The organism is Microbacterium esteraromaticum, from assembly GCF_017303215.1.
Taxonomy (GTDB): Bacteria; Actinomycetota; Actinomycetes; order Actinomycetales; family Microbacteriaceae; genus Microbacterium; species Microbacterium esteraromaticum_C.
Genome location: NZ_JAEMWU010000001.1, coordinates 310,033 through 334,142 on the forward strand (window position 1 = coordinate 310,033; position 24,110 = coordinate 334,142).

General features: G+C 68.6%; 29 protein-coding genes. 14 read left to right on the forward strand and 15 right to left on the reverse strand.

The window, feature by feature from the left end:
- Nucleotides 1–2: 2 nt before the first annotated feature.
- The 4 genes from JF543_RS01410 to JF543_RS01425 all read right to left on the reverse strand — a co-directional run bounded on the left by JF543_RS01410 (nt 3) and on the right by JF543_RS01425 (nt 4,780).
- Nucleotides 3–1,337: a dihydrolipoamide acetyltransferase family protein gene (locus JF543_RS01410; RefSeq protein ID WP_179409649.1), complete on the reverse strand. Its 1,335-nt coding sequence runs from the start codon at nt 1,335–1,337 to the stop codon at nt 3–5.
- Nucleotides 1,338–1,510: 173 nt separating this feature from the next.
- Entirely contained in the window at nt 1,511–2,491 is a 981-nt protein-coding gene (locus tag JF543_RS01415; protein WP_179409648.1) for an alpha-ketoacid dehydrogenase subunit beta, read from the reverse strand.
- A complete protein-coding gene (locus JF543_RS01420) occupies nt 2,491–3,618 on the reverse strand; it encodes a thiamine pyrophosphate-dependent dehydrogenase E1 component subunit alpha (protein WP_206822529.1) in 1,128 nt (375 codons plus the stop codon). Before JF543_RS01420 ends, JF543_RS01415 begins: the two co-directional genes overlap by 1 nt.
- A gap of 94 nt (nt 3,619–3,712) precedes the next feature.
- On the reverse strand, nt 3,713–4,780 hold the full coding sequence (locus JF543_RS01425; protein WP_206822530.1) for a histidinol-phosphate transaminase: 1,068 nt from the start codon (nt 4,778–4,780) through the stop codon (nt 3,713–3,715).
- Nucleotides 4,781–4,829: 49 nt separating this feature from the next.
- Here JF543_RS01425 and JF543_RS01430 point away from each other — a divergent pair, with 49 nt between their 5' ends.
- Genes JF543_RS01430 through JF543_RS01440 form a run of 3 tightly spaced genes read left to right on the forward strand, consistent with a single transcriptional unit; the run spans nt 4,830 to nt 5,835 of the window.
- Nucleotides 4,830–5,036, forward strand: coding sequence for a ribbon-helix-helix protein, CopG family (locus JF543_RS01430; protein WP_206822531.1), 207 nt, complete (start codon nt 4,830–4,832; stop codon nt 5,034–5,036).
- The gene (locus JF543_RS01435; protein ID WP_242519367.1) at nt 5,036–5,407 is read left to right on the forward strand and encodes a type II toxin-antitoxin system death-on-curing family toxin; all 372 of its coding nucleotides are present in this window, start codon (nt 5,036–5,038) and stop codon (nt 5,405–5,407) included. Before JF543_RS01430 ends, JF543_RS01435 begins: the two co-directional genes overlap by 1 nt.
- A 32-nt stretch (nt 5,408–5,439) precedes the next feature.
- Nucleotides 5,440–5,835 (forward strand): phage holin family protein, encoded by a 396-nt coding sequence (locus JF543_RS01440; protein ID WP_206550936.1) that lies wholly within the window; start codon nt 5,440–5,442, stop codon nt 5,833–5,835.
- An 18-nt stretch (nt 5,836–5,853) separates the two neighbouring features.
- On the opposite strand, the gene JF543_RS01445 is transcribed toward JF543_RS01440, so the two are convergent.
- On the reverse strand, nt 5,854–7,173 hold the full coding sequence (locus tag JF543_RS01445; RefSeq protein WP_206822532.1) for a hypothetical protein: 1,320 nt from the start codon (nt 7,171–7,173) through the stop codon (nt 5,854–5,856).
- On the reverse strand, nt 7,173–7,439 hold the full coding sequence (locus tag JF543_RS01450; protein WP_179409636.1) for a hypothetical protein: 267 nt from the start codon (nt 7,437–7,439) through the stop codon (nt 7,173–7,175). Before JF543_RS01450 ends, JF543_RS01445 begins: the two co-directional genes overlap by 1 nt.
- 114 nt (nt 7,440–7,553) lie before the next feature.
- Between JF543_RS01450 and JF543_RS01455 the strand changes: the two genes are divergently transcribed.
- The 3 genes from JF543_RS01455 to JF543_RS01465 all read left to right on the forward strand — a co-directional run bounded on the left by JF543_RS01455 (nt 7,554) and on the right by JF543_RS01465 (nt 10,705).
- Nucleotides 7,554–8,099 (forward strand): low molecular weight protein-tyrosine-phosphatase, encoded by a 546-nt coding sequence (locus tag JF543_RS01455; RefSeq protein WP_179409635.1) that lies wholly within the window; start codon nt 7,554–7,556, stop codon nt 8,097–8,099.
- Between the two features lie 5 nt (nt 8,100–8,104).
- Nucleotides 8,105–9,478 (forward strand): adenylosuccinate lyase, encoded by a 1,374-nt coding sequence (purB, locus tag JF543_RS01460; RefSeq protein ID WP_206551326.1) that lies wholly within the window; start codon nt 8,105–8,107, stop codon nt 9,476–9,478.
- 162 nt (nt 9,479–9,640) lie between these two features.
- Nucleotides 9,641–10,705, forward strand: coding sequence for a PQQ-dependent sugar dehydrogenase (locus JF543_RS01465; RefSeq protein WP_206822533.1), 1,065 nt, complete (start codon nt 9,641–9,643; stop codon nt 10,703–10,705).
- 192 nt (nt 10,706–10,897) lie between these two features.
- Here JF543_RS01465 and JF543_RS01470 read toward each other — a convergent pair whose 3' ends face one another.
- Nucleotides 10,898–11,299: a hypothetical protein gene (locus JF543_RS01470; protein ID WP_242519368.1), complete on the reverse strand. Its 402-nt coding sequence runs from the start codon at nt 11,297–11,299 to the stop codon at nt 10,898–10,900.
- Nucleotides 11,296–11,928: an acyl-CoA synthetase gene (locus JF543_RS01475; protein WP_179409633.1), complete on the reverse strand. Its 633-nt coding sequence runs from the start codon at nt 11,926–11,928 to the stop codon at nt 11,296–11,298. The genes JF543_RS01470 and JF543_RS01475 overlap by 4 nt, the downstream gene beginning before the upstream one ends.
- A gap of 190 nt (nt 11,929–12,118) precedes the next feature.
- Here JF543_RS01475 and JF543_RS01480 point away from each other — a divergent pair, with 190 nt between their 5' ends.
- The 3 genes from JF543_RS01480 to JF543_RS01490 are packed head-to-tail and all read left to right on the forward strand — an operon-like array spanning nt 12,119 to nt 14,314.
- Nucleotides 12,119–13,030, forward strand: a complete 912-nt coding sequence (locus tag JF543_RS01480; protein WP_347401063.1) for a hypothetical protein — start codon at nt 12,119–12,121, stop codon at nt 13,028–13,030.
- 44 nt (nt 13,031–13,074) lie between these two features.
- Nucleotides 13,075–13,419, forward strand: coding sequence for a helix-turn-helix transcriptional regulator (locus JF543_RS01485; RefSeq protein ID WP_179409632.1), 345 nt, complete (start codon nt 13,075–13,077; stop codon nt 13,417–13,419).
- On the forward strand, nt 13,409–14,314 hold the full coding sequence (locus tag JF543_RS01490; RefSeq protein ID WP_206822534.1) for an HAAS signaling domain-containing protein: 906 nt from the start codon (nt 13,409–13,411) through the stop codon (nt 14,312–14,314). Before JF543_RS01485 ends, JF543_RS01490 begins: the two co-directional genes overlap by 11 nt.
- A 41-nt stretch (nt 14,315–14,355) precedes the next feature.
- Here JF543_RS01490 and JF543_RS01495 read toward each other — a convergent pair whose 3' ends face one another.
- Together JF543_RS01495 and JF543_RS01500 are read right to left on the reverse strand one after the other, a co-directional pair.
- Nucleotides 14,356–14,757 (reverse strand): hypothetical protein, encoded by a 402-nt coding sequence (locus tag JF543_RS01495; RefSeq protein WP_206822535.1) that lies wholly within the window; start codon nt 14,755–14,757, stop codon nt 14,356–14,358.
- Nucleotides 14,758–14,952: 195 nt separating this feature from the next.
- Nucleotides 14,953–16,467 (reverse strand): MATE family efflux transporter, encoded by a 1,515-nt coding sequence (locus tag JF543_RS01500; protein WP_206822536.1) that lies wholly within the window; start codon nt 16,465–16,467, stop codon nt 14,953–14,955.
- A gap of 225 nt (nt 16,468–16,692) precedes the next feature.
- Between JF543_RS01500 and JF543_RS01505 the strand changes: the two genes are divergently transcribed.
- Nucleotides 16,693–17,463, forward strand: coding sequence for an alpha/beta fold hydrolase (locus JF543_RS01505; RefSeq protein WP_179411733.1), 771 nt, complete (start codon nt 16,693–16,695; stop codon nt 17,461–17,463).
- A 7-nt stretch (nt 17,464–17,470) separates the two neighbouring features.
- On the opposite strand, the gene JF543_RS01510 is transcribed toward JF543_RS01505, so the two are convergent.
- On the reverse strand, nt 17,471–17,650 hold the full coding sequence (locus JF543_RS01510; RefSeq protein ID WP_206822537.1) for a hypothetical protein: 180 nt from the start codon (nt 17,648–17,650) through the stop codon (nt 17,471–17,473).
- 77 nt (nt 17,651–17,727) lie between these two features.
- Nucleotides 17,728–18,303 (reverse strand): NADPH-dependent F420 reductase, encoded by a 576-nt coding sequence (locus JF543_RS01515; RefSeq protein WP_206822538.1) that lies wholly within the window; start codon nt 18,301–18,303, stop codon nt 17,728–17,730.
- Nucleotides 18,304–18,392: 89 nt separating this feature from the next.
- Between JF543_RS01515 and JF543_RS01520 the strand changes: the two genes are divergently transcribed.
- On the forward strand, nt 18,393–18,887 hold the full coding sequence (locus tag JF543_RS01520) for a MarR family winged helix-turn-helix transcriptional regulator (RefSeq protein WP_206821433.1): 495 nt from the start codon (nt 18,393–18,395) through the stop codon (nt 18,885–18,887).
- Between the two features lie 34 nt (nt 18,888–18,921).
- Here JF543_RS01520 and JF543_RS01525 read toward each other — a convergent pair whose 3' ends face one another.
- Entirely contained in the window at nt 18,922–19,848 is a 927-nt protein-coding gene (locus JF543_RS01525; protein WP_206822539.1) for a VOC family protein, read from the reverse strand.
- A gap of 149 nt (nt 19,849–19,997) precedes the next feature.
- Between JF543_RS01525 and JF543_RS01530 the strand changes: the two genes are divergently transcribed.
- Nucleotides 19,998–20,399, forward strand: coding sequence for a cupredoxin domain-containing protein (locus JF543_RS01530; RefSeq protein WP_206822540.1), 402 nt, complete (start codon nt 19,998–20,000; stop codon nt 20,397–20,399).
- An 88-nt stretch (nt 20,400–20,487) separates the two neighbouring features.
- On the opposite strand, the gene adhP is transcribed toward JF543_RS01530, so the two are convergent.
- Complete coding sequence (gene adhP / locus JF543_RS01535; RefSeq protein WP_224818392.1) at nt 20,488–21,555, reverse strand: alcohol dehydrogenase AdhP; 1,068 nt, start codon at nt 21,553–21,555, stop codon at nt 20,488–20,490.
- A gap of 147 nt (nt 21,556–21,702) precedes the next feature.
- Here adhP and JF543_RS01540 point away from each other — a divergent pair, with 147 nt between their 5' ends.
- On the forward strand, nt 21,703–22,602 hold the full coding sequence (locus JF543_RS01540) for a J domain-containing protein (RefSeq protein WP_206822541.1): 900 nt from the start codon (nt 21,703–21,705) through the stop codon (nt 22,600–22,602).
- Nucleotides 22,603–22,615: 13 nt separating this feature from the next.
- On the opposite strand, the gene JF543_RS01545 is transcribed toward JF543_RS01540, so the two are convergent.
- Nucleotides 22,616–23,305, reverse strand: coding sequence for a helix-turn-helix transcriptional regulator (locus JF543_RS01545; protein WP_179409622.1), 690 nt, complete (start codon nt 23,303–23,305; stop codon nt 22,616–22,618).
- Between the two features lie 81 nt (nt 23,306–23,386).
- On the opposite strand from JF543_RS01545, the gene JF543_RS01550 reads away from it, so the two are divergent.
- Nucleotides 23,387–24,106: an alpha/beta fold hydrolase gene (locus tag JF543_RS01550; protein ID WP_179409621.1), complete on the forward strand. Its 720-nt coding sequence runs from the start codon at nt 23,387–23,389 to the stop codon at nt 24,104–24,106.
- The last annotated feature ends 4 nt before the right edge of the window (nt 24,107–24,110 follow it).

Sequence of the window (24,110 nt, forward strand, 5' to 3'; positions counted from 1 at the left end):
GCTCAGTCGACGAGCAGCGCGGGCTCCTCGAGCACGGCGGCGACGTCGGCGATGAAGCGGCTCATGCCGTCGCCGTCGATCACACGGTGGTCGAACGACCCGGCGACCGTGGTCACCCAGCGCGGACGCACCTCGCCGTCGACGACCCACGGCTTCTGGGCGATCGTGCCCATGGCGACGATGCCGGCCTCGCCCGGGTTGATGATCGGGGTTCCGGCATCCATCCCGAACACACCGATGTTGGTGATCGTGATTGTGCCGCCCTGCTGGTCGGCGGGGCTGGTCTTGCCCTCGCGGGCCGTGACGGTCAGCCGGTTCAGCGCGCGGGCAAGGTCTTTCAGTCCGAGATCCTGGGCGTCCTTGATGTTCGGCACCAGCAGACCGCGCGGCGTCGCCGCCGCGATGCCGAGGTTGACGTAGTGGCGCACGACGATCTCCGCACCGTTGTCGGTGTCGACCCACGCGGCGTTGACCATCGGGGTGCGCCGCGCGGCCCAGATCACGGCGCGCGCCATGATCAGCAGCGGCGACACCCGGATGTCGGTGAAGTCGGGCGACGCCTTCAGACGCTTGACGAGCTCCATCGTGCGGGTCGCGTCGATCTCTTTCCACACGGTCACATGCGGTGCCGAGTAGGCACTCTGCACCATCGCCGACGAGGTCGCCTTGCGCACACCCTTGACCGGGATCGACTCACTGCGATCGTCGTCCTGCGCAGCGGGCTGGATGCCGCGGGCCAGGCCCGCCGGGGCGCTCACCGGGGCCGGCAGCTTCTCCTCGCGCACATCTCCCCACTCGGGGGTCTCGATGTTGCGGAACACGCTGGCCTGCTGCGCGTGCCCCACGACGTCATCGCGCGTGACTTCGCCGTCTGCACCGGTCGGCGTGACCTCGGTGAGGTCGACGTTCAGGTCACGGGCGAGCTTGCGGATCGGCGGCTTGGCGATCACGCCCACCGAAGCGCGCACGGGTCGCTCGGCCGGCTTGCGGCGACGCGAGACGGCACCGCCTCCGGTGCCGTAGCCGACCAGCACCGATCCGCCGCCCTCCTCGCCGGATGCTGCGGGCGCGGGCGCCGGGGTGGCCGGCGCGACAGCATCCGAGACGAACGAGATGATCGGCGCCCCCACCTCGACCGTGACGCCCTCGGCGACCAGCAGTTCACCGACGGTCCCTGCGTGCGGTGACGGCAGCTCGACCAGCGACTTGGCGGTCTCGATCTCACAGATCACGTCGTTGATCGCCACGGTGTCGCCCGGGGCGACCTTCCAGGCGACGAGCTCGGCCTCGGTGAGCCCCTCGCCGACGTCGGGCAGGGTGAAGGTCTGAGTACTCATGGGGTGTCCTTTCGGCTACGCGGCGTCCACAACTCCGGAAAACCATGGTCCGGAACGGCAGTACGGGCGGATATGGCCGGAAACGGTGAGATTTTCCGGAGTTGTGCGCAGTAGGCGGGGAAGAGATCAGTGGGGAACGGGTCTGCAGGGGGCCAGCTCCGACAGGCGCCGGGTCAGTAGGCGAGTGAGCGGTCGACGGCTTCGAGGATGCGGTCGGCATCGGGCAGGTACGTCCCCTCGAGCTTGGCCGGTGGGAAGGGCGTGTCGAACCCCGAGACCCGCAGCACGGGCGCTTCGAGGGCGTAGAACGCCCGCTCCATGACGGTCGCGGCGATCTCGCTGCCGAGGCTGGTGAAACCGGGCGCCTCCTGCGCGTAGACCATGCGGCCGGTCGAGCGCACCGAGTCGAGGATGGGGCCGTAGTCGACCGGCGACAGCGAACGCACGTCGACGACCTCGCAGCTTGTGCCCTCACCCTCGGCGATGGCCGCCGCCTGCAGCAGCGTGGTCACCATCGCGCCGTGGCCGACAAGGGTCACGTCGCTGCCGCGGCGCACGACGCGCGACGCGTGCAGCGGGACGGCGGATGCTGACAGATCGACCTCGCCCTTGGGCCAGTACCGACTCTTGGGTTCGAGGAAGATCACCGGGTCGTTGGAGCGGATCGCCTCCTGGATCATCCAGTAGGCGTCATTCGGAGTCGACGGCGACACCACTCGCAGCCCCGGAGTGTGCGTGAAGTACGCCTCGGGGCTCTCCTGGTGGTGCTCGACGGCACCGATGTGCCCGCCGTACGGGATGCGGATCACGATCGGCATCGACAGAGCACCCTCGTGACGGTTGGTCATCTTCGCCAGCTGCGAGGTGATCTGGTCGAAGGCGGGGAACACGAAGCCGTCGAACTGGATCTCGCATACCGGCCGGAATCCGGCCATCGCCAGCCCGATCGCCGTGCCGACGATGCCCGACTCGGCGAGCGGCGTGTCGAGCACGCGCTGGGGGCCGAAGTCGCGGTGCAGGTGCTCGGTGATACGGAAGACGCCACCCAGCGGGCCGATGTCCTCTCCCATCAGCAGCACCCGGGGGTCGTCCTGCATGGCCTTGCGCAGACCGGCGTTGAGCGCCCGAGACATGGGCATCGACTCGATAGTCATCAGCGCGCTCCTTCTTCGAACGAGGCTTCGTAGCCGTCGAGCCACGCCTTCTGCTCTGCCATCACCGGGTGCGGGTCGCTGTACACGTGATCGAACATCAGCTCGCGTCCCGGCGGGGTGAGCGTGACGGCACGGGAGCGCAGGTCTTCGGCAGCATCCGCCGCTTCAGTCTCGACGTCGTCGAACAGGGATGCCGCAGCTCCGCGCCCCTCCAGGAAAGCGCGCATGCGCGCGATGGGGTCGCGCTGCGCCCACTGCTGCTCCTCGTCGGAGCCGCGGTACTTGGTGGGGTCATCGCTGGTGGTGTGCGCGCCCATCCGGTAGGTGACGGCCTCGATCGCGCGCGGGCCGCCGCCGTTGCGCGCCGCGTCGAGCTGGGCGCGCGAGACGGCGTAGCTGGCGAGCACGTCGTTGCCGTCCACCCGCACCGACGGGATGCCGTAGCCGGCGCCGCGGTTGACCAACGGCACCTTCGACTGGGTCTGCACGGGCACCGAGATGGCCCAGTGGTTGTTCTGCAGGAAGAACAGCACGGGGGCGTTGTAGCTGGCGGCGAAGACCATCGCCTCGTGCACATCGCCCTGGCTGGAGGCGCCGTCGCCGTAGTACACGACCACCGCTTCGTCGCGCTCCGGGTCGCCGGTGCCGGTCTTGCCGTCGAGCACCAGGCCCATGCCGAAACCGGCGGCGTGCAGGGTCTGCGATCCGAGCACCAGCGTGTAGATGCGGGTGTTGCCGTTCTTCGGGTCGCGCGGGTTCCATCCGCCGTGCGAGTTGCCCCGCATGACCGTGATGATGTCGAGCGGGTCGACGCCGCGGATGCGGGTGACCGCGTGCTCGCGGTACGACGGGAACAGGGTGTCTTGCCCACGCGCGGCATGGGCCGAGCCGACCTGCGCGGCCTCCTGCCCGCGACTCGGCGGCCATAGGGCGAGCTGCCCTTGCCGCTGCAGGTTGGTGGCCTGCGTATCGATGGCACGGATGACCACCATGTCGCGGTAGAACTGCTCAAGCTGAGCGTCGGAGAGCGCGTCGATGAACGGCAGGTACTGCTCGGCTTCGGCCGTCGGCGCGTAGCTTCCGTCCGTCTGCAGAACGCGAACGAGAGGTGTTTCGGTCGAGGTCACCGTTCCACGCTATCGATCCGGGCATGCCCGGCCGTGCATAACTCGGGCCCCCTACGAAGTGCCCGGAGCCGCGATTTTCGGCCCCTCGGTGAGCTCAGCGCAGCGTTGCCGCGACCTGCAGAACCCGGTCGATCGATGCTTCCTCGCCGACCGAGATGCGGATGCCGTCGCCCGTGAACGGGCGGACGATGAGGTCGGCGGCGACGAACGCGGCGGCTGCGTCGTCGGTGCCCGCACCGGTCGGCAGCCACACGAAGTTCGCCTGCGAGTCGGGCACGTCCCAGCCCTGGGCGCGCAGCCCCGCGACCAGGCGCGTGCGACGCGCGACGATCTCGGTGACCCGCTCGCGCAGTTCGCCCTCGGCGTCGAGGCTGGCGATCGCGGCGCGCTCGGCGGCACTGGTCACCGACAGCGGGATGGCCGTGGTGCGTGCGGCGTCGAGCACGCGCGGGTGCCCGATCGCGTAGCCGACCCGCAGCCCCGCAAGACCGAACGCCTTCGAGAAGGTACGCAGCACGACGACGTTCGGATGCCGCTCGAAGACGCGCTCGGCGAGCCCGTCAACCGCATCCGGGGCGGTGACGAACTCGGCGTAGGCCTCGTCGAGAATGATCAGCACGTCGCTCGGAACACGGTCGACGAACGCCGCGAACTCGGCGCTGGTGACGATCGGGCCGGTCGGGTTGTTGGGTGTGCAGACGATGATCGCGCGGGTGCGGTCGGTGACAGCATCCGCCATCGCGTCGAGATCGTGCCTCGCACCGTCGGTGAGCGGCACCTGCACGCCGGTCGCGCCGGCGACCAGCGGGAGCCCCGGGTATGCCTCGAACGAGCGCCAGGCGTAGATGACCTCATCGCCGACGGATGCTGTCGCCAGGATCAGCTGGTAGAGGATCGACACGCTGCCGGTGCCGATGTGCACAGCATCCGATTCGACGCCGTACTTCTCGCCGAGGCGGGCGCGCAGCGCACCCGCGGTGGCATCCGGGTACCGGTTGATCGGCGTGGTGTCCTGCAGCGCCGCGAGCACCGACGGGAGCGGTTCGAACGGATTCTCGTTGCTGGAGAGCTTGAACGCTTCGGGACCTGCCTGCTTGCCCTGACGGTACGGGGGCAGGGCGGCGATCTCGGGGCGGATGCGGGGCAGTGTCGACTCTGTCACGGGATCAGTCTAAGGAGCCGACACCTGCATCCGGTGATACCATTCTGGTATGGCCATGACGGTGCGACTCCCTGAGGACCTCGACGCGAAGCTCGACGAGATCGCCCGCGCGCGCCACACTTCCAAGCACGCGGTGATCATCGAAGCAGCCGAGCGCTTCGCCAACAGCGAGTCGAAGACCACCAGAGTCATGACGCTCGCCGACGGGATCATCGATCGCTACGCCGATGTGATGAAGCGTCTCGAAGACGCTTGATGGTCGACTACGTCGAAGCCGAGCAGGCGATGGCCGTGCTCTCGAGGCTCGGCTTTCACGTACGCGATCAGGGCCTGCTCCTCTCGGCACTTGCCCGGCCGTCAGCGGGCATGTTCGGCACCGATGCGTACCCGAGCATCGAGCAGAAGGCGGCCGCCCTGCTGAGTTCGCTGTCGCAGAATCACACGCTATTCGACGGCAACAAGCGACTGTCCCTGTTGCTCACGTTCATCTTCCTGGAGCTGAACGGGTGCGAACTGACATTCACCGACGACGAGGCGTTCGACCTCGTGCTCACAGCGGCGCAGAGCGAGATGACCGTGGACGAGCTCGCCACCGTGATCGCCGCTGGCATCCGTGTGAATGCCTGACAAGATCGGCGCCGGCGTGGCACCATCGAAGGATGGGATTCATCGTCCGCGTCGTCGTCAATGCCTTCGCCATCTGGGTGGTCAGCCTGATCACCGTGCTCGAGATCAGCATCCGCCCGTTCTCACCCGGTGAGCCCCTGCAGGTCGCGCTGACGCTGCTCGCGGTGGGTGCGATCTTCGCCCTGGTCAACACGATCATCGGCACCGTGGTCAAGATCGTCGCGTTGCCGCTGTACATCCTGACCCTCGGCCTGATCTCGTTCATCATCAACGGGTTCCTGCTGTGGCTCACCGCATGGATCACCAGCGGCTTCAGCTGGGGACTCGACGTCGGGTCGTTCTGGTGGGGTGTGGTCGCCGCCTTCTTGATCTCGATCATCAACGCGATCTTCGGGGCGATCCTGCGCCCGCAGAAGAAGCGCGACTGAGCACATCGGGCCAGCCGGTCACACGTCCGGCCGCTCGGCCAAGTACTCCGTCGTCTCGACTTCGACGGCCTGGCCCAGCTCTTCGAAGAACGACTCGTTCAGGTCGTCTACACGCGGATCGCCCGAGGCGTCGACCTGAGCGGCGGTGTCGAGGTATGCCTCGAACCCGTGCGCGGCGATCGGCAGCATTCCTCCGACATCGGCGTGCGCGGTGAAGCTGCCGGTCGAACCCGTGCCACCCGAGCTGCCCCCGCCGGCCAGGTTCGAGACGATATCGCCCTGGTGGCGCAGCTCGACGAGCGTCTGATCCGGCCCCAGTGACGGCTCAACCGGGTTGCCCGCCGTGATCACGACGTCGACCTTGTACACGCCCTCCATCGCGGTGACACTCGCGATCCCGGCACCCTGTGAGTAGCCGACGAGGCCGACCGTGTCTCCCGGCTTCGCACCGGCCTGCTCCAGCGCCTTCTGCAGGGCCACCTGCGAGGCCGCCTTGTCACGGTCGACCCACATGTCCCAGTTCGACCCCATGTCCCAGGGATCCTCCGTCCACCAGGTCGAGGTGCGCGTGCCGTCCATGTATGCCATGAAGCGCGTCTCGCCGTTCTCCATGGTGTACTTCTCGACGACGACCTGCCCCGTAGCGTCATACGGGATGCGCGACAACGAATCACGCACTCCGGTCGGCGGTTTCGTCGTCCCCGTCGACACCGGCGTGACGCGCACCGGCGGCGCCTCGCCCGTCGGCTTCGAACCGTACGGCAGCAGCCCCTGACCATGACGGGCGATCATCTGCGACACCGCCAGCATCGTTCCGCCGATCGTGCCCGCGCCCAAGGGGCCGAGCATCGGCCCCGAGCCCGGATGCCACAAGAGCGCATCCAACGGCTGGTCACCGGTGCCGTCGAACCGCGTCTGTTGCCACGCCGCGACCAGCATGTCGGCACGCTTCTCGATGTCGGGGTCACCTGCGATCAGCTGATCGATCCGCCCCTGCAGCGCCAGCGCCTCGTCGGGACGATGCACACTGAGCGCCGACTGTCGTGTGCGTAGCTCAACCAGCTCGAACGTATCCGCCATCATCTCTGTGCCATGCGCATGCATGCGGGTCTGCTCTGCCAGCGTCATCAACCGCTGCGCGCAGGCATCGATCCCACCCGTGCCGACCGCGGCGGCGAGCGCCGGCGCCTGCACGATCGTCGCCCGGGCCCGTCGCGCCAGATCCGCAGCATCCTCAAGGTGGCGGCCGACCCGCCCGAGACCGCGACCGATCTCACGCACCATCGACGAATCGATCGCGATCGCCCCACCCGAGGTGATTTCCAGGTTGTCGCTCATCACCGCACCACCGCCCGCACGACACCCTGCTGCTCCCGCACGGCGATGGTCTCACCGCGGATCTGCTGGTGCATCTCGTCGAGAGCCTGACGAAGGCTGCGCGCGGCGAGCCCCTCGTTGTGCCACGAGGATTCCGCCACCAGCTCCGTCCCCACGCCTTCCGCAGCGACCAGCTGGTCCTCGGCATCCTGCAGCAGGCGCAGGGCGTCAAACACCGCCCACAGGTCGAAACTGGCGGGCGCTTCGGCGGCAAGGAACGAGTACATGCCCACCAGAGTGGTCGGCTGCGGGCATCCGATCTGTCCTGATTCCCACGATCTGGGGACAACTCGCTCACCCCAGCCATTGGGGACAGCGCGGGTAGCGGGCAGAATGGAGCGATGACCGACTCGGATCCTTTCCGCGTCATCTTCGTGTGCACGGGCAACATCTGCCGCTCACCGATGGCCGAAGTGGTGCTTCGCGCACTCTCTGCACGGCATGGTCTCGGCTCTCGCGTCGTGTCCACCAGTGCGGGAACGGGCGACTGGCACGTCGGCGAACGCGCCGACGAACGCACCATCGAAGCGCTCACCCGCCGCGGGTTCGACGGCTCACTGCACCGCGCGCGACAGTTCGCCGCGACGACCTTCGCCGAGAACGACCTGATCGTCGCCCTCGACCGCACCCACGAACGCATCCTGCGGGCGTGGGCGCGCACTGAGGACGACGAGGGCAAGGTCACGCTGCTGCGCACGTTCGACCCGCATGCGTCGAGCATGGATGTACCTGACCCGTACTATGCAGGGCCCGAGATGTTCGACTCGGTGCTCGCTATGATTGAGACCGCGACCCGCGGACTCTTCAGCCAGCTCGAACCGGCTGTGCGGGCATCCCATACGTCGCCCCGTGCGATGCGGGGCCCCGAGCAGGAGGAACTCCGCTGACTTCTCTGCCCTCGCTTCCGACCCAGCCGCTGAGCCCCCTCGACGGCCGCTACCAGGCCGCCGTCTCAGGCCTGGCCGACTACCTCTCGGAGGCGGGACTGAACCGCGCCCGCGTCGAGGTCGAGGTGGAGTGGCTGATCGCCCTCACCGACCGGTCGCTGTTCGAGACGTCGCCTTTGTCGGATGCTGACAAGCAGCGCCTCCGCGCGCTGTACCGCGACTTCGGGCAGGCCGAGATCGACTGGCTCGCCGCCAAGGAAGCCGTCACCCGCCACGATGTGAAGGCCGTCGAGTACCTGGTGCGCGACCGCCTGTCGTCGCTGGGCCTGGACTCGATCGCCGAGCTCACGCACTTCGCGTGCACGAGCGAGGACATCAACTCGGCCTCGTACGCCCTGACCGTCAAGCGCGCCATCGAGGGCGTGTGGCTGCCGGCACTCGACGCCGTGATCGCCAAGCTGCGCGAACTCGCCGTCGAGCACGCGGATGCCGCGATGCTCTCGCGCACGCACGGGCAGCCCGCAACCCCGTCGACCATGGGCAAGGAGCTCGCGGTCTTCGCGTGGCGTCTGGAGCGCGTGCGCGGCCAGATCGCCGGCTCGGAGTACCTCGCGAAGTTCTCGGGCGCTACGGGCACCTGGTCGGCGCACCTGTCGGCCGAGCCGGATGTCGACTGGCCGCAGCTGTCGCGCGAGTACATCGAAGGCATGGGCATCGACTTCAACGAGCTCACCACCCAGATCGAATCGCACGACTGGCAGGTCGAACTGTACGACCGCGTGCGGCACGCCGGTGGCATCCTGCACAACCTCGCGACCGACATCTGGACGTACATCTCGCTCGGCTACTTCGCGCAGATCCCCGTGGCCGGAGCGACCGGCTCGTCGACCATGCCGCACAAGATCAACCCGATCCGCTTCGAGAACGCCGAGGCGAACCTCGAACTGTCGGCGGCGCTGCTCGGTTCACTGTCGCAAACGCTGGTGACCAGCCGCCTGCAGCGCGACCTGACCGACTCGACCACGCAGCGCAACATCGGCGTGGCCCTCGGGCACTCGCTGCTCGCGCTCGACAACCTGCGTCGCGGCCTGAACGAGATCTCGCTCTCGCGCGACGTGCTGCTCGACGACCTCGACCACAACTGGGAGGTGCTGGCCGAGGCGATCCAGACGGTCATCCGCGCGGAGGTGGTCGCCGGACGGTCGTCGATCACCGACCCGTACGCGCTGCTCAAGGAGCTCACGCGCGGACACCGCGTCGGCGCGGCCGAGCTGGCATCCTTCGTCGAGGGTCTCGAGATCGGCGACGCTGCCAAGCAGCGCCTGCTCGCGCTCACGCCCGCGACGTACACCGGCCTCGCCGAGCGCCTCGCCCGCTGAGCCTGGGCGCTTGTCTTCCTCCACGAGGGGTCAAGAAACGTCGCCTGAGCGCGCGAAACCCAGCGTTTTTTGACCCCTCATGAAGGTGGCTTGCCGTCGTGAGGTGGTGCGCCCTCATGAGGTTCGTGCCCCTCGTGAGCGGGAGCACGTCATGCTGGAGGCATGGGTCGGAACGCGTGCTTCGCAGTCGCCGGCATCCTGACGGGGATGCTGGTGCTCACCGCCTGCACTGAACCGACAGCTGCGCCGAGCACGGCCAGCGCCGAAACGGTGACGCTCGCATCGGACCTGGATGCACCGTGGTCGGTGCTCCCGCTCGAGAGCGGCGGCGCACTCATCTCGCAGCGCAACGACGGCCGCGTACTCGAACTCACCGCCGACGGCGCGCAGCGCGAGGTCGGCGCCGTCAGCGGCGTCGTGTCGGGCGGAGAATCGGGACTGCACGGCCTCGCGATGCGCGAGTCCGGTGGCATCCGATGGCTCTATGCGTACCATGGCGCGGCGGACGACAACCGCGTGGTGCGGATGCCCTTGACCGGCGCCCCCGGCTCGCTCGGCTTCGACAGTTCCGGCTCCGAGGTCGTGCTCGCGGGCATCCCGCGCGCCGCGACGCACAACGGCGGACGCATCGCGTTCGGGCCGGACGGGATGCTGTACATCACGACTGGTGATGCCGGTCGACGCGCCGAGGCCAGGGATCCGGCGTCGCTCGCGGGCAAGATCCTACGCGTGACGCCCGAGGGTGACCCGGCACCGGGGAACCCGTACGGCACGGCGGTGTACAGCCTTGGGCACCGCAACGTGCAAGGCCTGGCCTGGGACTCACGCGGCGACTTGTGGGCGAGCGAGTTCGGGCAGAACACGTGGGACGAGCTCAACCGCATCGAGGCCGGCGGCGATTACGGCTGGCCCGACCACGAGGGTGTCGCGGACGCGGCGGATGCCATCGACCCTGTCGCGGTGTGGGCGCCCAGCGAGGCGAGCCCGAGCGGCATCGCCATCATCGACGACGTCGTGTACATGGCGGCCCTGCGCGGCGAGCGCGTGTGGCTGTTCGACACGGCAGGCGGCTCGGCCCCGTCGGCAGTGCACGCCGGCGAGTTCGGCCGCGTGCGTGACGTGGCGCCCGGCCCCGACGGCACGTTCTGGGTGCTCACCAACAACACCGATGGGCGCGGCGATCGCCGCGACGGCGATGACCGCATGCTGCAGCTGCCTCTGCCCTAGCCCGCGCCGCCCACTCCCACAAGCACGCATGCCCCACGAACGCGAACGCCCACGAACGCGCGCGCACTTCACGAGGGGTCAAGAAACGTCGGGTGCGAGGGGTGAAACCCAGCGTTTATTGACCCCTCGTGAGGGAGAAGAACGCCAGAGGGCCGAGCGCCAGGGCGCCAGAGAGGAAAGCGCGCGAGCGCGTCAGGCGCGGGAGGACTGACCGGGGGCGGTGTCGTCGTCCGTCGCTGCAGCATCCGCAACGGCAGCACCCGAACCCCCTGCAGCACCAGCACCAGCGTCGTCATCCGAGAGCAGCACGGCGCGATCAACGCGCTTGGTGACGTCGGCCGGGTCGACGGCGAGCATCAGCATGGCAAGGCCCAGGAGGGTGACGATGAACGAGATGCCACCGATGACCAGTCCAAGACCGATCGGGGTGAGCCCCTCGTAGGTGCCCTTCGCGATCGCCGAATTGACGCGCGAGGTGAATGCACCGGTCGAGACGAGCGTCACGATCGTGGCGAAGATGCCACACACCAGGGCGATCCCCACCAGGTGCAGCGGACGCAGGATCTCGCGTCGCGTCGGCTTGGGGTCGGTCATGCGTGTCCTCCATGGTCTGCCAGGCGGTCTGCGCCGGCATCCGATTCGATGTCTTTCTTCGCGCTCGGCGAGACGCCGGCGATACCCAGGAACACGGCCACGATCGCCGCATACGCGCCGAACAGGCCCACTCCGATGACGATGCCGGTCAGAACCAGGTCGTTACCGCCAACCGTGTAGTCCTGCACCAGATCGATCGGCACGAGCAGCAGCAACAGCGCCAGCAGCAGTCCCATCGCGCCGACCGTAATCGCGTCGCGCGCACCCTCGGTACCGCGATAGCGGATGCCCGCGATCAACTCGACGAGTCCGGTCACGGCCGCCCACCCGATCAGGAGGACGAAGAACAGGGTGTCGGAACGCCAGACCGGCACGCTCGCAGCCATACCGAACAAGAAGGTGAAGGCGCCCATCATCACCGCCGGCCAGCGTCGGCCGTTCGGATAGACGATGACCGCCGCGATGATCAGGATCGTCGCGGTGATGATCGCGAAGCCGCCGAAGACGGAGAGGCCGATCGCGGCCGAATGGTCGGCGGAGAAGGTGATCATGATGGCGGCGATGGCGGCCATCACGGCACGGCCCAACTGCACGTGGCGCGCAGTGAACGGGCGGGAAGGGGCAGGCATGACGATCCTCGAATCGGTGACCCCTTCAGTCTACGCCGGGCGCCTGTGAAGGGGGTTCGGCAGCCTCCCCAGGCGATCGCCGAACCCCCTTACGGAGGGGGTACGCGCATCGGTCCGTCCCCAGACGCGGCCGACGCGGCGCAAGTATGCCAATCTAGGCGCACCACCTTCACATACCGGGAGCCCTGCTGTGACGAGCGAGAGCACTTCGGGCGAGCAGATGACGGCTCCGTTCGCCACAGCCCTGCGAGAAGCGGTGGCTGCGCGCGGCGTGACGCTGGCGGGCTTGCACCGGCGGCTGACGGATCGCGGCAATGCGGTGTCGGTGACCACCCTGAGCTACTGGCGTTCGGGGGCGCGACGACCTGAAGGCGCGCAGTCGCTCGCTGCCGTGGCTGACCTCGAAAGCCTGTTGGGCCTCGACCCGGGCGCACTGATCGATCGGTTGGGCTCGACGCTGCGCACCGGGCCGCTCGGGCCGATGGCGTTCCCGTTCGATGAGGATTCTCTCGAGCAGCGCGTGCGCGACACGTTCACGGCGATGGGCGCGATGTATCCCGATCCGACGCGAGAACTCAGCATCCACGCCGTTACCGACGTCGGCCCGGATCGGCGCGTGTCACGTCGGGCGATGCGCATGATCCTGCAGAGCACATCGGGTGAGGTCGCCGCGGTGCCGTTCGTCGAGATCACCCAGGGCACCCCGACGGTGAGTCCGTCCTTCAGCGCACTGGGCGGCGGACGCATTGCGACCACGCACACCGACCCGAGCCGTACGGTGCACGGTTTCCTGTTCGAGCTCGAGCGTCCGATCACCAGCCCCGAGTCGGCGGTGATCGAGTGGGCGGTCGACTATCCGCCGGATTTCCCCCAGGGCGACGGCACCGGGCACGGCGTGGCGATGCAATGCCGTGAACTGCTGCTGTGGACGCGGTTCCACCCGAATGCGATCCCGACCTGGATCGAGGAGGTCGAGTCCACTCCCGGCGGCGAGGACGTGACTGTGCGGATGCTACGAGGCGCGACGTCTCTGCACGCGCTGCGGCGCGGTTTCGGCCCAGGCGCCCTGACGCTGCAGTGGGGATGGGACGACATCAGCTAAATCTTGCATTGCAATACTTGCGTTGCAAGGTTTAGGGTGATGGCGTGACCGACAGCACCGAGCGCATCGCCACGAACCTCCGCAAGGGAGTGCTGGAGTTCTGCGTGCTCGGACTACTCGCCAACACCGAGCGCTATGGCCTCGAACTCGCCGGCGAGCTCCAGTCCCGCGGCCTGATCGCCGGCGAGGGCAGCCTGTACCCGCTGCTGTCCCGCATGCGCGAGGGCGGCCTCGTCGCGACCCGCACCGAAGCAGTCGGCGGAGGGCGACCCCGCAAGTACTACGCGATCACCGAAACAGGTCGCGCACAACTCTGCGCGTTCGCGAGCGTGTGGCGCGCGTTGGGCGCCGAAGTCGACAGCATCCTCGGAGGGAACCATGAGCACTGAAGACACCTATCTGCGTTCGGTGGAGCGGATGCTGGCAGGCATCGCACCCGAGCACCGCGGTGCGGTACTCGACGACTTGCGCGCGCACTTCGCGGATGCCGAGGCCGAGGGCCGGCCGCTCGACGAGACCATCCGCACACTCGGCGCACCGAGACAGATCGCCGAACGTGCCCGAGAGGAGTTCGGCGCCGACGACAGCCGTCCTGAGCGCGCCTGGCGCGTTCTGCAAGGCTCGGCGGTCGCCGTCGCGGTGATCACCGGTGTGGTCGCAGCGTTCCTGATGCCGCGCCCCGATCCGGCATCCGTCATGATCGGGCAGTCACTGATCCCCGCGGATGGGCCATGGCTCGCGCTCGTCGCCCTGCTGCCGGCGCTCATCGCCGCAGCACCCCTGTTCGCGCCGCGACGTTTTCGCACGCCCACCGCGGCCGTGGCCGCCCTGGTGCTGACCGCGGCACCCCTGTTGGGCACCATCGTGATGCCAGACCTGTTCCTGCCGACGGCGGCACTGACCTGGGCCGCGCTGATCGTGTGGACCCGGCTTCGCGGGTCAGGATTCGGGATCGGCTGGCGCATCACCGGGGCAGCACTGGCAGCGGCACCGTCGTTGTTCGCCGTATCGATGGCTGTGGCCCAGCTGACGTCGAGCACAGCAACCACCGGCGCGGGAACCGTCACCGCTTGGGGCTGGGTGATCCTGCTCGGCGTCCTGCTGATCGCCGCGGTGATGGTCACCGGATACCGCTCCCCCGGATGGGTGCTCGCCACGCTCGGCCTGACGACGCTGGTAGGCGGTCTGCTCTCAACCCAGTTGCTCACCCTGCTGTTCGTCTGGCTGGGCGGCCTGTGGTTGACGGTCGGCCTGGCGCACGCGGTGACAGCCCGACGCCGCTGAGCGTGGGCGCCCCTCGGGCGGCGCCAGCAGGCGCGAACGCGTCAAGCCGCGGCGGGCTGCGTCTTGATCGACTGCGTTTTGATCGACTGCGTCTTGATCGTGACCGTCTGCGACTTCGCGACCTGAGAGGACGCTGCGGTCGGAACGACGGATGCCGCCGGCTTCGCCGTGACGGGGCGCGGCAGTGTCAGCATCCGCACCATGCCGCCGGCGACGAGAGCCGCGGCGAGCGCGCCGCCGGCGATGATCATCGGCGTCCACTGGCTGGCGAACGACGACGCGACGCTGAGCAGTGCCCCGACGAACCACACGCCGATCGCGCCGCCGGTCAGCCCCGCGGCGCCGCGCGCGACGGCGTAGAGCACGACGATGGCGCAGACGATGGCGAAAACGGCTCCGGCCCATCCGATCGGCACGAGAACCGACGTCAGTGTGTTCGCCACTGGAAGTGTTGACATTGCGACCCCCCGGTCATCGGTGCACGCCCCCCGCGCACCATCTGACATCAAGGTTACGCGCATAGATCGCGTTGTCACGCCCTCCTTGAGAACGATTCGGCATCATCCCAGAGGATGATGCGTGCACCACGGGTGACACGCCCGTGAATCGCCGCGCAGCAGCGCCCGCCTGCCTGGAGGTCAGTCCTTGCGTCGGCGGCCGACGCGGGGCATCCGCACCTTCGTCAGGCGCGGTCTCGCGATCGGAACCGGCGCGGTGAACACCGCATCGACGGTGTGCGAGCCCTCGCTGGGGCCGACCACGGGGATCGGCGTCGTGATCGTGGTGATCGGGGTGGTGAGGGTCGGTTCGACCGGGTCGACGGTCATCTTCGCGAATTGGCGGTGGGCGGCGATGTACGCCGGGATCAGCAGCACGATCGCTCCCAGCCAGGCGAGCGGGTTGCTCAGGGCGACACCCGTGAATCCCCAGAGCCCGCCCAGCGCGAGTGCGGCGACCACGCGCATGACCAGCTCGATCACACCGGTGATCGTCGGCACCAGCACGCGGCCGATGCCCTGCAGCACGCCACGCAGCACGAACAGCACGCCGAGGGTCGAGTAGCTGAGTCCGTTGATGATGAGCATGAGGTGCGCCATCTCGACGACGTCGTCTGCTCCCTCGCCGACGAACAGGCGCACGACGGGCTCGCCGAAGGCGATCAGGAGCGCCCCGAGCACGACCGAGGCGGCGATCGCGATCCAGATCGCCTGGATCGTGCCGCGACGGATGCGGTCGGGGCGACGCGCTCCGAGGTTCTGTGCGGCGTACATCGAGGCGGCGAGTCCCAGCGATGCGAGGAATGCCACGGCGAGACTGTCGACGCGGGATGCCGCGGTGTACGCGGCGACAGCATCGGCGCCGAGCCGGTTGAGTGCGACCTGCACGATCAGGGCGCCGATGGCGATGATCGAGGCCTGGAAGCCCATCGGCAGGCCCAGGCGCAGGTGCTGGGCGATGTCGGATCCGCTGACCTTCCAATCGGCGCGGTGCACGTGCAGCACAGGCAGACGCCGCCACATGAACAGCAGGCAGAGCACGACCGAGACGGCCTGCGCGACGACGGTGGCCCACGCGGCTCCGGCGACGCCCCAGCCCAGCGGGCCCACCATCAGGATCACCAGACCGACGTTGAGCACGCACGAGATGGTGAGGAACACCAGCGGAGTGGTCGAGTCACCGATCGATCGGATGATCGCGGCCAGGTAGTTGAAGAACATGATCGTGCTGCCGCCCAGGAACGTGACCTGGGTGAACACGGTCGCCTCGGCGAGCAGCTCGGGCGGGGTCTGCATCAGCTCGAGGAACGGCCCGGCGATGATCGGGCCGCACACGGTGAGGATCAGGCTGGTGGCGGCCGTGAGCAGGGTGCCGGTGGCGACCGAGCGGCGCACTCCCCTGGCGTCTCCGGCACCGAACGCCTGGGCGGTCGGGATCGCGAAGCCACTGCCCAGCCCCCAGGCGAAGCCGATGACGAGGAAGATCAGGCTGCCGGTGGCGCCGACAGCGGCGAGGGAGTTCACGCCGAGCTGCCGTCCCACGACGATCGTGTCGACGAACTGGTACAGCTGCTGCACGACGTTGCCGATGAGCAGCGGCACAGAGAAGGCCAGGATGACGCGCCACGGGCGTCCGGTGATGAGGGTGGTTGCCATGAGAGCTCGAAAGGGGGAGAGAGCGGATGCCGGAGTGCGGCCAGAGAAGACGAATGGCACCGTGATCGAAGACGGCGCCATGCGGGTGATTCAGTGTATCGAATCGTTTCGGCGTTGGGGAGGGGTCGGGGAGATTCGATCATCTGATTGCGCCGATCCGCGCCCGGACTGTGGCGTGAGGAGCATCATGGAGGGGTGGCCATCCCCCTCGCAGATCTCATCCGCATGCCCGACCCGCAGCGCGTCGAGGTGGGTGAGGACGGCGTCGCGTTGGCCACGTACTCGTGGGGAGACCCAGAGGCCCCCACCGTCGTGCTCGTGCACGGTTTCGCGTCGAGCACGCGAGACACGTGGGTGCTCACCGGATGGGTGCGGATGCTGGAGCGCGAGGGGTACCGCGTGCTGGGCATCGACCTGCGCGGCCATGGCCGGAGCCAGAAGCCACATGACTCCGCCGGGTACACGGTGCGCACGATGGCATCCGACGTCGAAGCCGTGCTCGACACGTTCCTGATCGACGAGGCGTACTACGTCGGCTACTCGCTGGGCGCGCGGATCGGCTGGGAGGTTCTGCAGGACCTCGGCGATCGGATCCCGCGGGCGGTACTGGGCGGCGTACCCGACGGCATCCCGCTGGAGCATCTCGACGTCGCCCAGGTGCGCCGATACATCGCCGACGGCACACCGGTGACGGATGCCCGCACCGGACGCTATCTCGAGCTCACCGAGCGCGTTCCCGGCAACGACCTCGAAGCTCTGCTCGCACTTGCGTTGGGGCTGCGCGATTCGCGCTCGATCGACCCCGATCCGGCACACGCGCCGCAACAGCCGGTGCTGTTCGCGACCGGCGAGCAGGATGCGGTAATCGCGGGATCACGCAGCCTGGCGGCGGCGGCTCCGCAGAGCTCGTTCCTTGAGATCGCGGGACGCCATCACTTCAACGCGCCGGGCTCGCGGCAGTTCCGGCAGGCCGCGCTGGAGTTCCTGCGCGGGTGAGCGCCTATCAGTCTGCGCCGCTGCGGAAGAAGGCGCGCAGGGAGAAGTAGACGACGACAGCCACGACGGCGACGAGGGCGAGCTTCACGATCAGGCCCAGCACGGCGAACAGAATGTTCACCAGCCACCAGGCGATGACGACCGCGCCGATCACACCGAGGATGGTCCAGACCGTGTTCTTGTTCACGGCACCAGCCTAAACGCGTTCGTAGCGAGGGGTCCTGCACCGTACGGTGCAGAACCCCTCGCTCTGACGTCAGTCGGTCAGCGGTTGAGCGCGAAGCCGGCGTTCCAGCCGACCTTCTCGGACACGGCGAGGGTCAGCTGCACGAAGCCAAGCGCTTCGAGCTCGCGCGCGCGGGTAAGGGCACCGGCGTCGACCGCGTGCAGGCCGCCCGCTTCGATCGCCGTGGCCAGGGACTGCTTGGCAGCGGCATCGTCACCGGCGATGAGCACCGTGGTCGCGTGCGAGCCGACGGTTCCGGTGACGAGGGTCGCAGCGAAGTTGGTGTTGAACGCCTTCACCACGTGCGCTGAGGGGATCTGCGCCTGCAGTTCGGCGGCGGCCGAGCTGTCGGAGGGCACGACGAGGGCGTCGAAGGTGCTGAAATCGAGCGGGTTGGTGATGTCGACCACGGTCTTGCCGGCGAGCTGGTCGGCGTAGTCGTCGGCGATCTGGGCCAGCGCCGGGTAGGGCACGGCGAGCACGACGATGTCACCCTCGAGGCGGGCCTCCCTATCGTCACTGCCGACGTACTGGATCGACGCGCCGCCTCGTGCGAAGACGCCGCCGATGGCCTGGCCCATGTTGCCGTTGCCGAAGATCGTGATGGTGGTCATGATGTGCTCCCGTCGTAAGTAGTTGAATGTTCAACGTCTTGTGTGGTCAACATCATTGAAGTGTCAACTATTCCCGGTACGATCGGGACATGGCCGAGTCACGGACACCACGCGGGTTCACCGACGAGGAACGCCGCACCTGGGCACCCCTCACGGCAGTGCTGGAGCTGCTGCCGCATGAGGTCGATGCGCAACTGCTGCGCGACGAGGACCTCACGCACTTCGACTACGCGACGCTCTCGATGCTCGCCCTCGCCGAAGGGCGCGAGCTGCGCATGACCAGCCTCGCGATGGGCGTCAATGCCACGCTCTCGCGACTCTCCCATGCGGTCAGTCGCCTCGAGAAGCGCGGGTTCGTGCGGCGCGCGCGCAGCACAGAGGACGCCAGGGCCACGCTGGTCAAGCTGACCGCCGACGGGCACCGCAAGGTGATCCGCGCCACCCCAGGTCACGTCGATACCGTGCGCGCACTGGTCTTCGACGCACTCTCTACCGAGCAGCGACGCCAGCTGCACGACATCACGATCGCGCTCCTGACGCGACTCGACCCCGACCAGCGCATGCTCGCCAGCCGGATGGGCTGAGCCCACCCTCGCGCTGAACCGCGCCGGGCCCGGTTCAGCGCGAGAGTACCTCGTCGACGTCGGCACCCGGCAGTGCGACCGTGACGTTCGTGCCCCAGGGGTCATCGAGCGAGATCGATCGACCGTCGTCGGCGAACTGCAGACCCCGGTGGGCGAGCCGAGCGGCGAGCGCATCGAGGTCGTCGCGGTTGGGCACGGTGAGGGCGACCTCGCCGAGGCCAAGGCTCGCGGCGCGCGGCCCTGCGCCGGCGCTGTTCCAGGTGTTCATCGCGACGTGGTGGTGGTAACCGCCCGCGGCGGCGAACAGGGCGCCGGGGTAGGTGTCGACGGTGGTCTCGAAGCCGAGCGCGTCGACGTAGAAGGCGCGGGCCGTCGGGATGTCACCGACCTGCAGGTGCACGTGGCCGACCCGCCCCGCGGTGGTGGCGACACCGGCGAGCACGCTCTGGTCGAGGTGGCGCTGCAGGTAGGCGTTGGGGTCGAGGTACAGGGTCGACATCTGCAGGGTGCCGTGCTCGTACCGCCACTGCGACCGGTCGCGGTCGACGTAGAGCTCGATGCCGTTGCCCTCGGGGTCGGTGAAGTAGAAGGCCTCACTGACCAGGTGGTCGCTCGATCCGGTGAACTGACCGCGCTGATCCTGCGCTGCGCGCAGCACGGTCGCGGCGAGGGCGGGCGCATCGTCGAAGAGGAATGCCGTGTGGAACAGGCCGGCCTGGCGGGGATCGACAGCGGGAAGACCCGGCGTGCCGATCAGGCGCACCATCGGGGTGGCGCCCCGCCCGAGGACGCGGTGCACCTCGGTTCCGCGGGAGCGCTCTTCGAGCGGTTCGAGCGCGAGCGCGTTGGCGTAGTACGAGGTCATCACCTCGAGGTCGCCGACGCGCAACGTCACCGCGTCCATCGCGGTGTGAGCGTTCAAGACCCGTTCGGGTGCTGACGTGGTGCGCTGAGCGTTCATGGCTTCCTCCGGTTCGATGCGTTGGTTGAATGTACAACCAAACGCTGCACCGGTTCATTCCCGGCGCCCGATCCGATCGGACGATGAGGGTCGCGCCGCACCGATGGGCGAGGATGGATGCCGAGTGTTCGCCCGACCCTGGAGTGCCCGTGTCATCCATCCGCCGCCCGTTCGTGACGCCCGCCGCACTGATCGCTGCGGTTCTGCTGCTGAGCGGATGCGCCTCGGCACAGAGCGTCGCCGGGCAGGCAGCATCCGACGTCGAGGCGACCGGTGAGACCACCGAGGTGACCGTGACGGTCGAGGGTATGCGATACATCCCCGACGTCGTCGAGGTGCCCGTCGGCGACGAGCTGATCATCACGTTCGAGAACACCGGCACCGACGTGCACGACCTCGTGCTGGCCAACAGCACCGGTACGGATCACCTGGGCCCGGGCGAGACCGAGGTGATCGAGGTCGGCGTGATCTCGGCCGATATGGATGCCTGGTGCTCGGTCGGCAATCACCGCGCGATGGGCATGGAGATGACGATCCGGGCGATCGACTGACATCGCCCTGAGCAGCGCCTCACGAACAGCATCGGTGCGCCTCACCGCAGCGGAGGCGCACCGATGGGTCTGATCAGAACTTCTCGGCTCAGTACTTCATGACGATGCGGCCGTCGATCTGGCCGCGCTCCATGCGCTCGAAGATGTCGTTGATGTCGTCGAGCGGCTCGACGGCGACCGTGGGGTGGATCTCACCGCGGGCGAAGAAGTCGAGCGCCTCGGCCATGTCCTGCCGGGTGCCGACGATCGAGCCGCGGATGGTGATCGCGCGCAGCACGATATCGAAGATGTCGGCGGGGAAGTCGCCCGGGGGCAGACCGTTGAACACGATCGTCGCGCCGCGGCGGGTGACGGCGAGCGCCTGGCCGAACGCCTTCGGGTGCACAGCGGTGACGAGCACACCGTGGGCTCCGCCGATGGCCTGCTGCACGGCCTCGCCGGGGTCGTCGGTGGCCGCGTTGACGGTCACCTCGGCGCCGTGCTTGCGGGCCAGGGCGAGCTTGCTCTCGTCGATGTCGACGGCGACGACGCGCATGCCCATCGAGCGGGCGTACTGCACGGCGATGTGGCCGAGCCCGCCGATGCCCGAGATGACGACCCACTCCCCCGGCTTGACGCCGGTCATCTTCAGTCCCTTGTAGACGGTGACGCCGGCGCACAGGATGGGGGCGACCTCGACAGGGTCGACGCCATCGGGAATGCGCGCCGCGAAGCGCTCGTCGACGAGCATGTACTCGCCGAAGCTGCCGTCGACCGAGTAGCCACCGTTGTGCTGGCTCTCGCACAGGGTCTCCCAGCCGGTGCGGCAGTACTCGCACTCACCGCAGGCGCTCCACAGCCAGGCGTTGCCGACCTTCTGGCCGATCTCGAGCGAGGTGACGCCCTCGCCGAGCGCGACGACCTCGCCGTAGCCCTCGTGGCCGGGAATGAGGTCGGCCTTCGGGGCGACGGGCCAGTCGCCCCGAACGGCGTGCAGGTCGGTGTGGCACACGCCGCTGGTGATCAGGCGCACGAGGGCCTGGCCGGGTCCGGGGGTGGGAATCGAGACGTCCTGCACCGCGAGCGTGTGCTCGGGGGTGGTGACGGCGGCACGCATCGTGCCGGAAGGTACTGTGCCGCGGCCGGTACTCGAAGAGGTTTCGGTCAGAATGGTCATCGGTTTCACTTCCTTGTGCGGGGCGGACGGTCGCCGCCCTCGGGCATGAAGGTACGTGCGCCTCCGTTGCACCCGGTTGCGCTCGGTTGCACGGCCGCGAAACCCCTGCCGAATACCCTGAGCACGCCGACCGATACGAGGAGAACGATGTTCGACAGTCCCCTCTCGGCATCGGCCTACGAGGTTCTGGGGGTCGCGCCCGAGGCATCCGATGATGAGCTGCGCCGGGCGTTCCGGCTGCAGTTGCGTCGCACGCATCCGGATGCCGGCGGCGACGCCGCCGTCTTCATCCGCGTGCAGCGGGCGTGGGAGCTGGTGGGCACCCCGCAGAGCCGCGCCGCGTACGACCGTGGGCACGGTTTCGCGGGCGCGGAGCAGTGGAGCGGGTGGGGTGCGCCGCCGCGCACCGACACGCGCCCCCGCGCGCAGGTGCACGGCGAGGCGGGCGGCTGGCTGCGACGCCAGTACGTCGCGCGGGTGCAGGAGCGGGCGGATGCTGACATCGCCGCCCCGTACGATCCGGCGTTCGTGCGCACGATCCCCGTCGAGCTGCGGGCACTGCTGGCGCACGCCCTCGCCGAGGAGGAGAGTGCGCGGATCCTCGCCGGTCTCGGCATGGGCTTCACCGTGTGGCACGACGTGGCCGCACCTCACGAAGCGGACGCCGACGGCAAGATCGACCACGTCGTGCTCGGACCGTCGGGGCTGTTCGGTGTGATGTCGGCCGATACCGGCGGGGATGTGCGGTTCCGAGGCGGAGAGGTTCTGGGAGCGGATGCCCCCGTGGGCGGTCTGGTCAAGGGCATCCGACTTCTCTCTCGCACCGCGCGCGTACGCTTCAGCGCGGCACTGCTGGTCTTTCCCGACGACGACCTCGCCGAGCCGGTCGTGCCGATCCGCACCGAACGCAGCATGCTCGTCGCCGTCATGCGGCGCAGCGTGCTGCCGACGGTGCTGCGCACGGGCATCCGCGGCACGCGCGTGATCGGCGGCAACGAACTGTTCGATGTGCGCACCCGCCTGCAGCAGACCGTGCGGTTCGCCTGACGGCGGGCCGGTCTCAGGCCTGCACGGATCGTGCCGTCGGCGGAGGTTCGCCGATCTCGTCGACGGTGTGGTCACCGCACGGCGTCGCGGTCACGGTGGCGCGTTCGATGCGAGTGACGAGGAACCACCGCATCGCCTGCCGCAGGTGGCACCACCCGATCAGATACCAGCGTCCGGACGTCGAGGCGAAGATCACCGGCTCGACATCGCGCGTGGTCGTCGCACCGTCGCCGGACGTGTAACGCAGGCGCACGATCCGCTGCTCGGCCATCCCCTCTTCAAGCGCCGACCGGACCGCTCTCCCAGGGGCCTGGCCGCCGTCGACCCAGATGCGTCGCGCGAGCCCGTCGGCCTTCGCACGTGTGGTGGGGTCGAGCACATCCATGATCTTTCGGACGCCCGCCGAGGCGAGGTCGGCGTAGGGCGCGTCGGCTGCGGCAGCGACGGCCGCGAGCAGCGCGACGGCCTGCGCGGGACTCAGGGTGATGGGTGGCAGGTTCGCCCGCGACGAGACGCCGTAGCCACCACCCGGTCCTGGCCTCGACCAGATCGGCACACCGCTGTTCTCGAGAGCGTCGAGGTCTCGCTTGATCGTCCGCAACGAGACCCCGAACTCGTCAGCCAGCCGCTGCGCTGTGCATCCGCGCGCACCACGTCGTCGCAGCATCTCTGCGAGCGCGTGCAGACGTTCGGTTCTCTTCACCTCACCACCCTGCCAAAGTTTGTCAAACCTTGTCATAAACAGTGCCATGCCGTTGTCGTGCGCCCCTGCGACGCTGGTGGCATGACACATCTCACCAGCGCTCCCCCGCTCCTGCTCGTTCCCGGCCACTGGCTGGGCGCCTGGGCCTGGGACGAGGTCGCCCGCCTGCTCGAAGCGCAGGGCGTGCCGACGACAGCCCTGACGCTGCCCGGGCTCGACGAGACCGACCCCGACCGAGCAGACCGCACGCTCGACGACCAGGCGGCGGCCATCGCACGCGTTGTCGCCGCTCAGTCCGAGCCCGTGGTGATCGTCGCGCACAGCGGAGCGAACGCGCCGGTGACCCTCGTGCTGGACCGCATGTCCGACCGCGTGGCCCGCGTGGTGTGGGTCGACAGCGGCCCGGTGGCGGCCGGCAGCGCCTTCGCACCCGACTACCCCGAAGGGGAAGTCGCGCTCGCGCTGCCGCCGTTCGAGGTGCTCGCACAGCAGGCGAGCGTCGAGGGACTCGAGGCGGCAGCACTCGAGCGCTTTCGATCCCGTGCCGTCGCGCAACCAGTGCCCGTGCTGCGGCAGGCCGTGGAGCTGACCGACGCTGCTCGATTCGCCGTGCCGACGACACTGGTGTGCTGCTCGATCCCGAGCGCACAGGTGATCGAACTCGTCGCGGCAGGACACCCGATGTTCGCCGAGCTCGGCAACTACACGGACGTCGACTACCGCGATCTGCCGACCGGGCACTGGCCGATGTGGAGCCGTCCCGGCGACCTCGCGGAGGTGCTTGCCGAGGTCAGCCGCTGAGAGG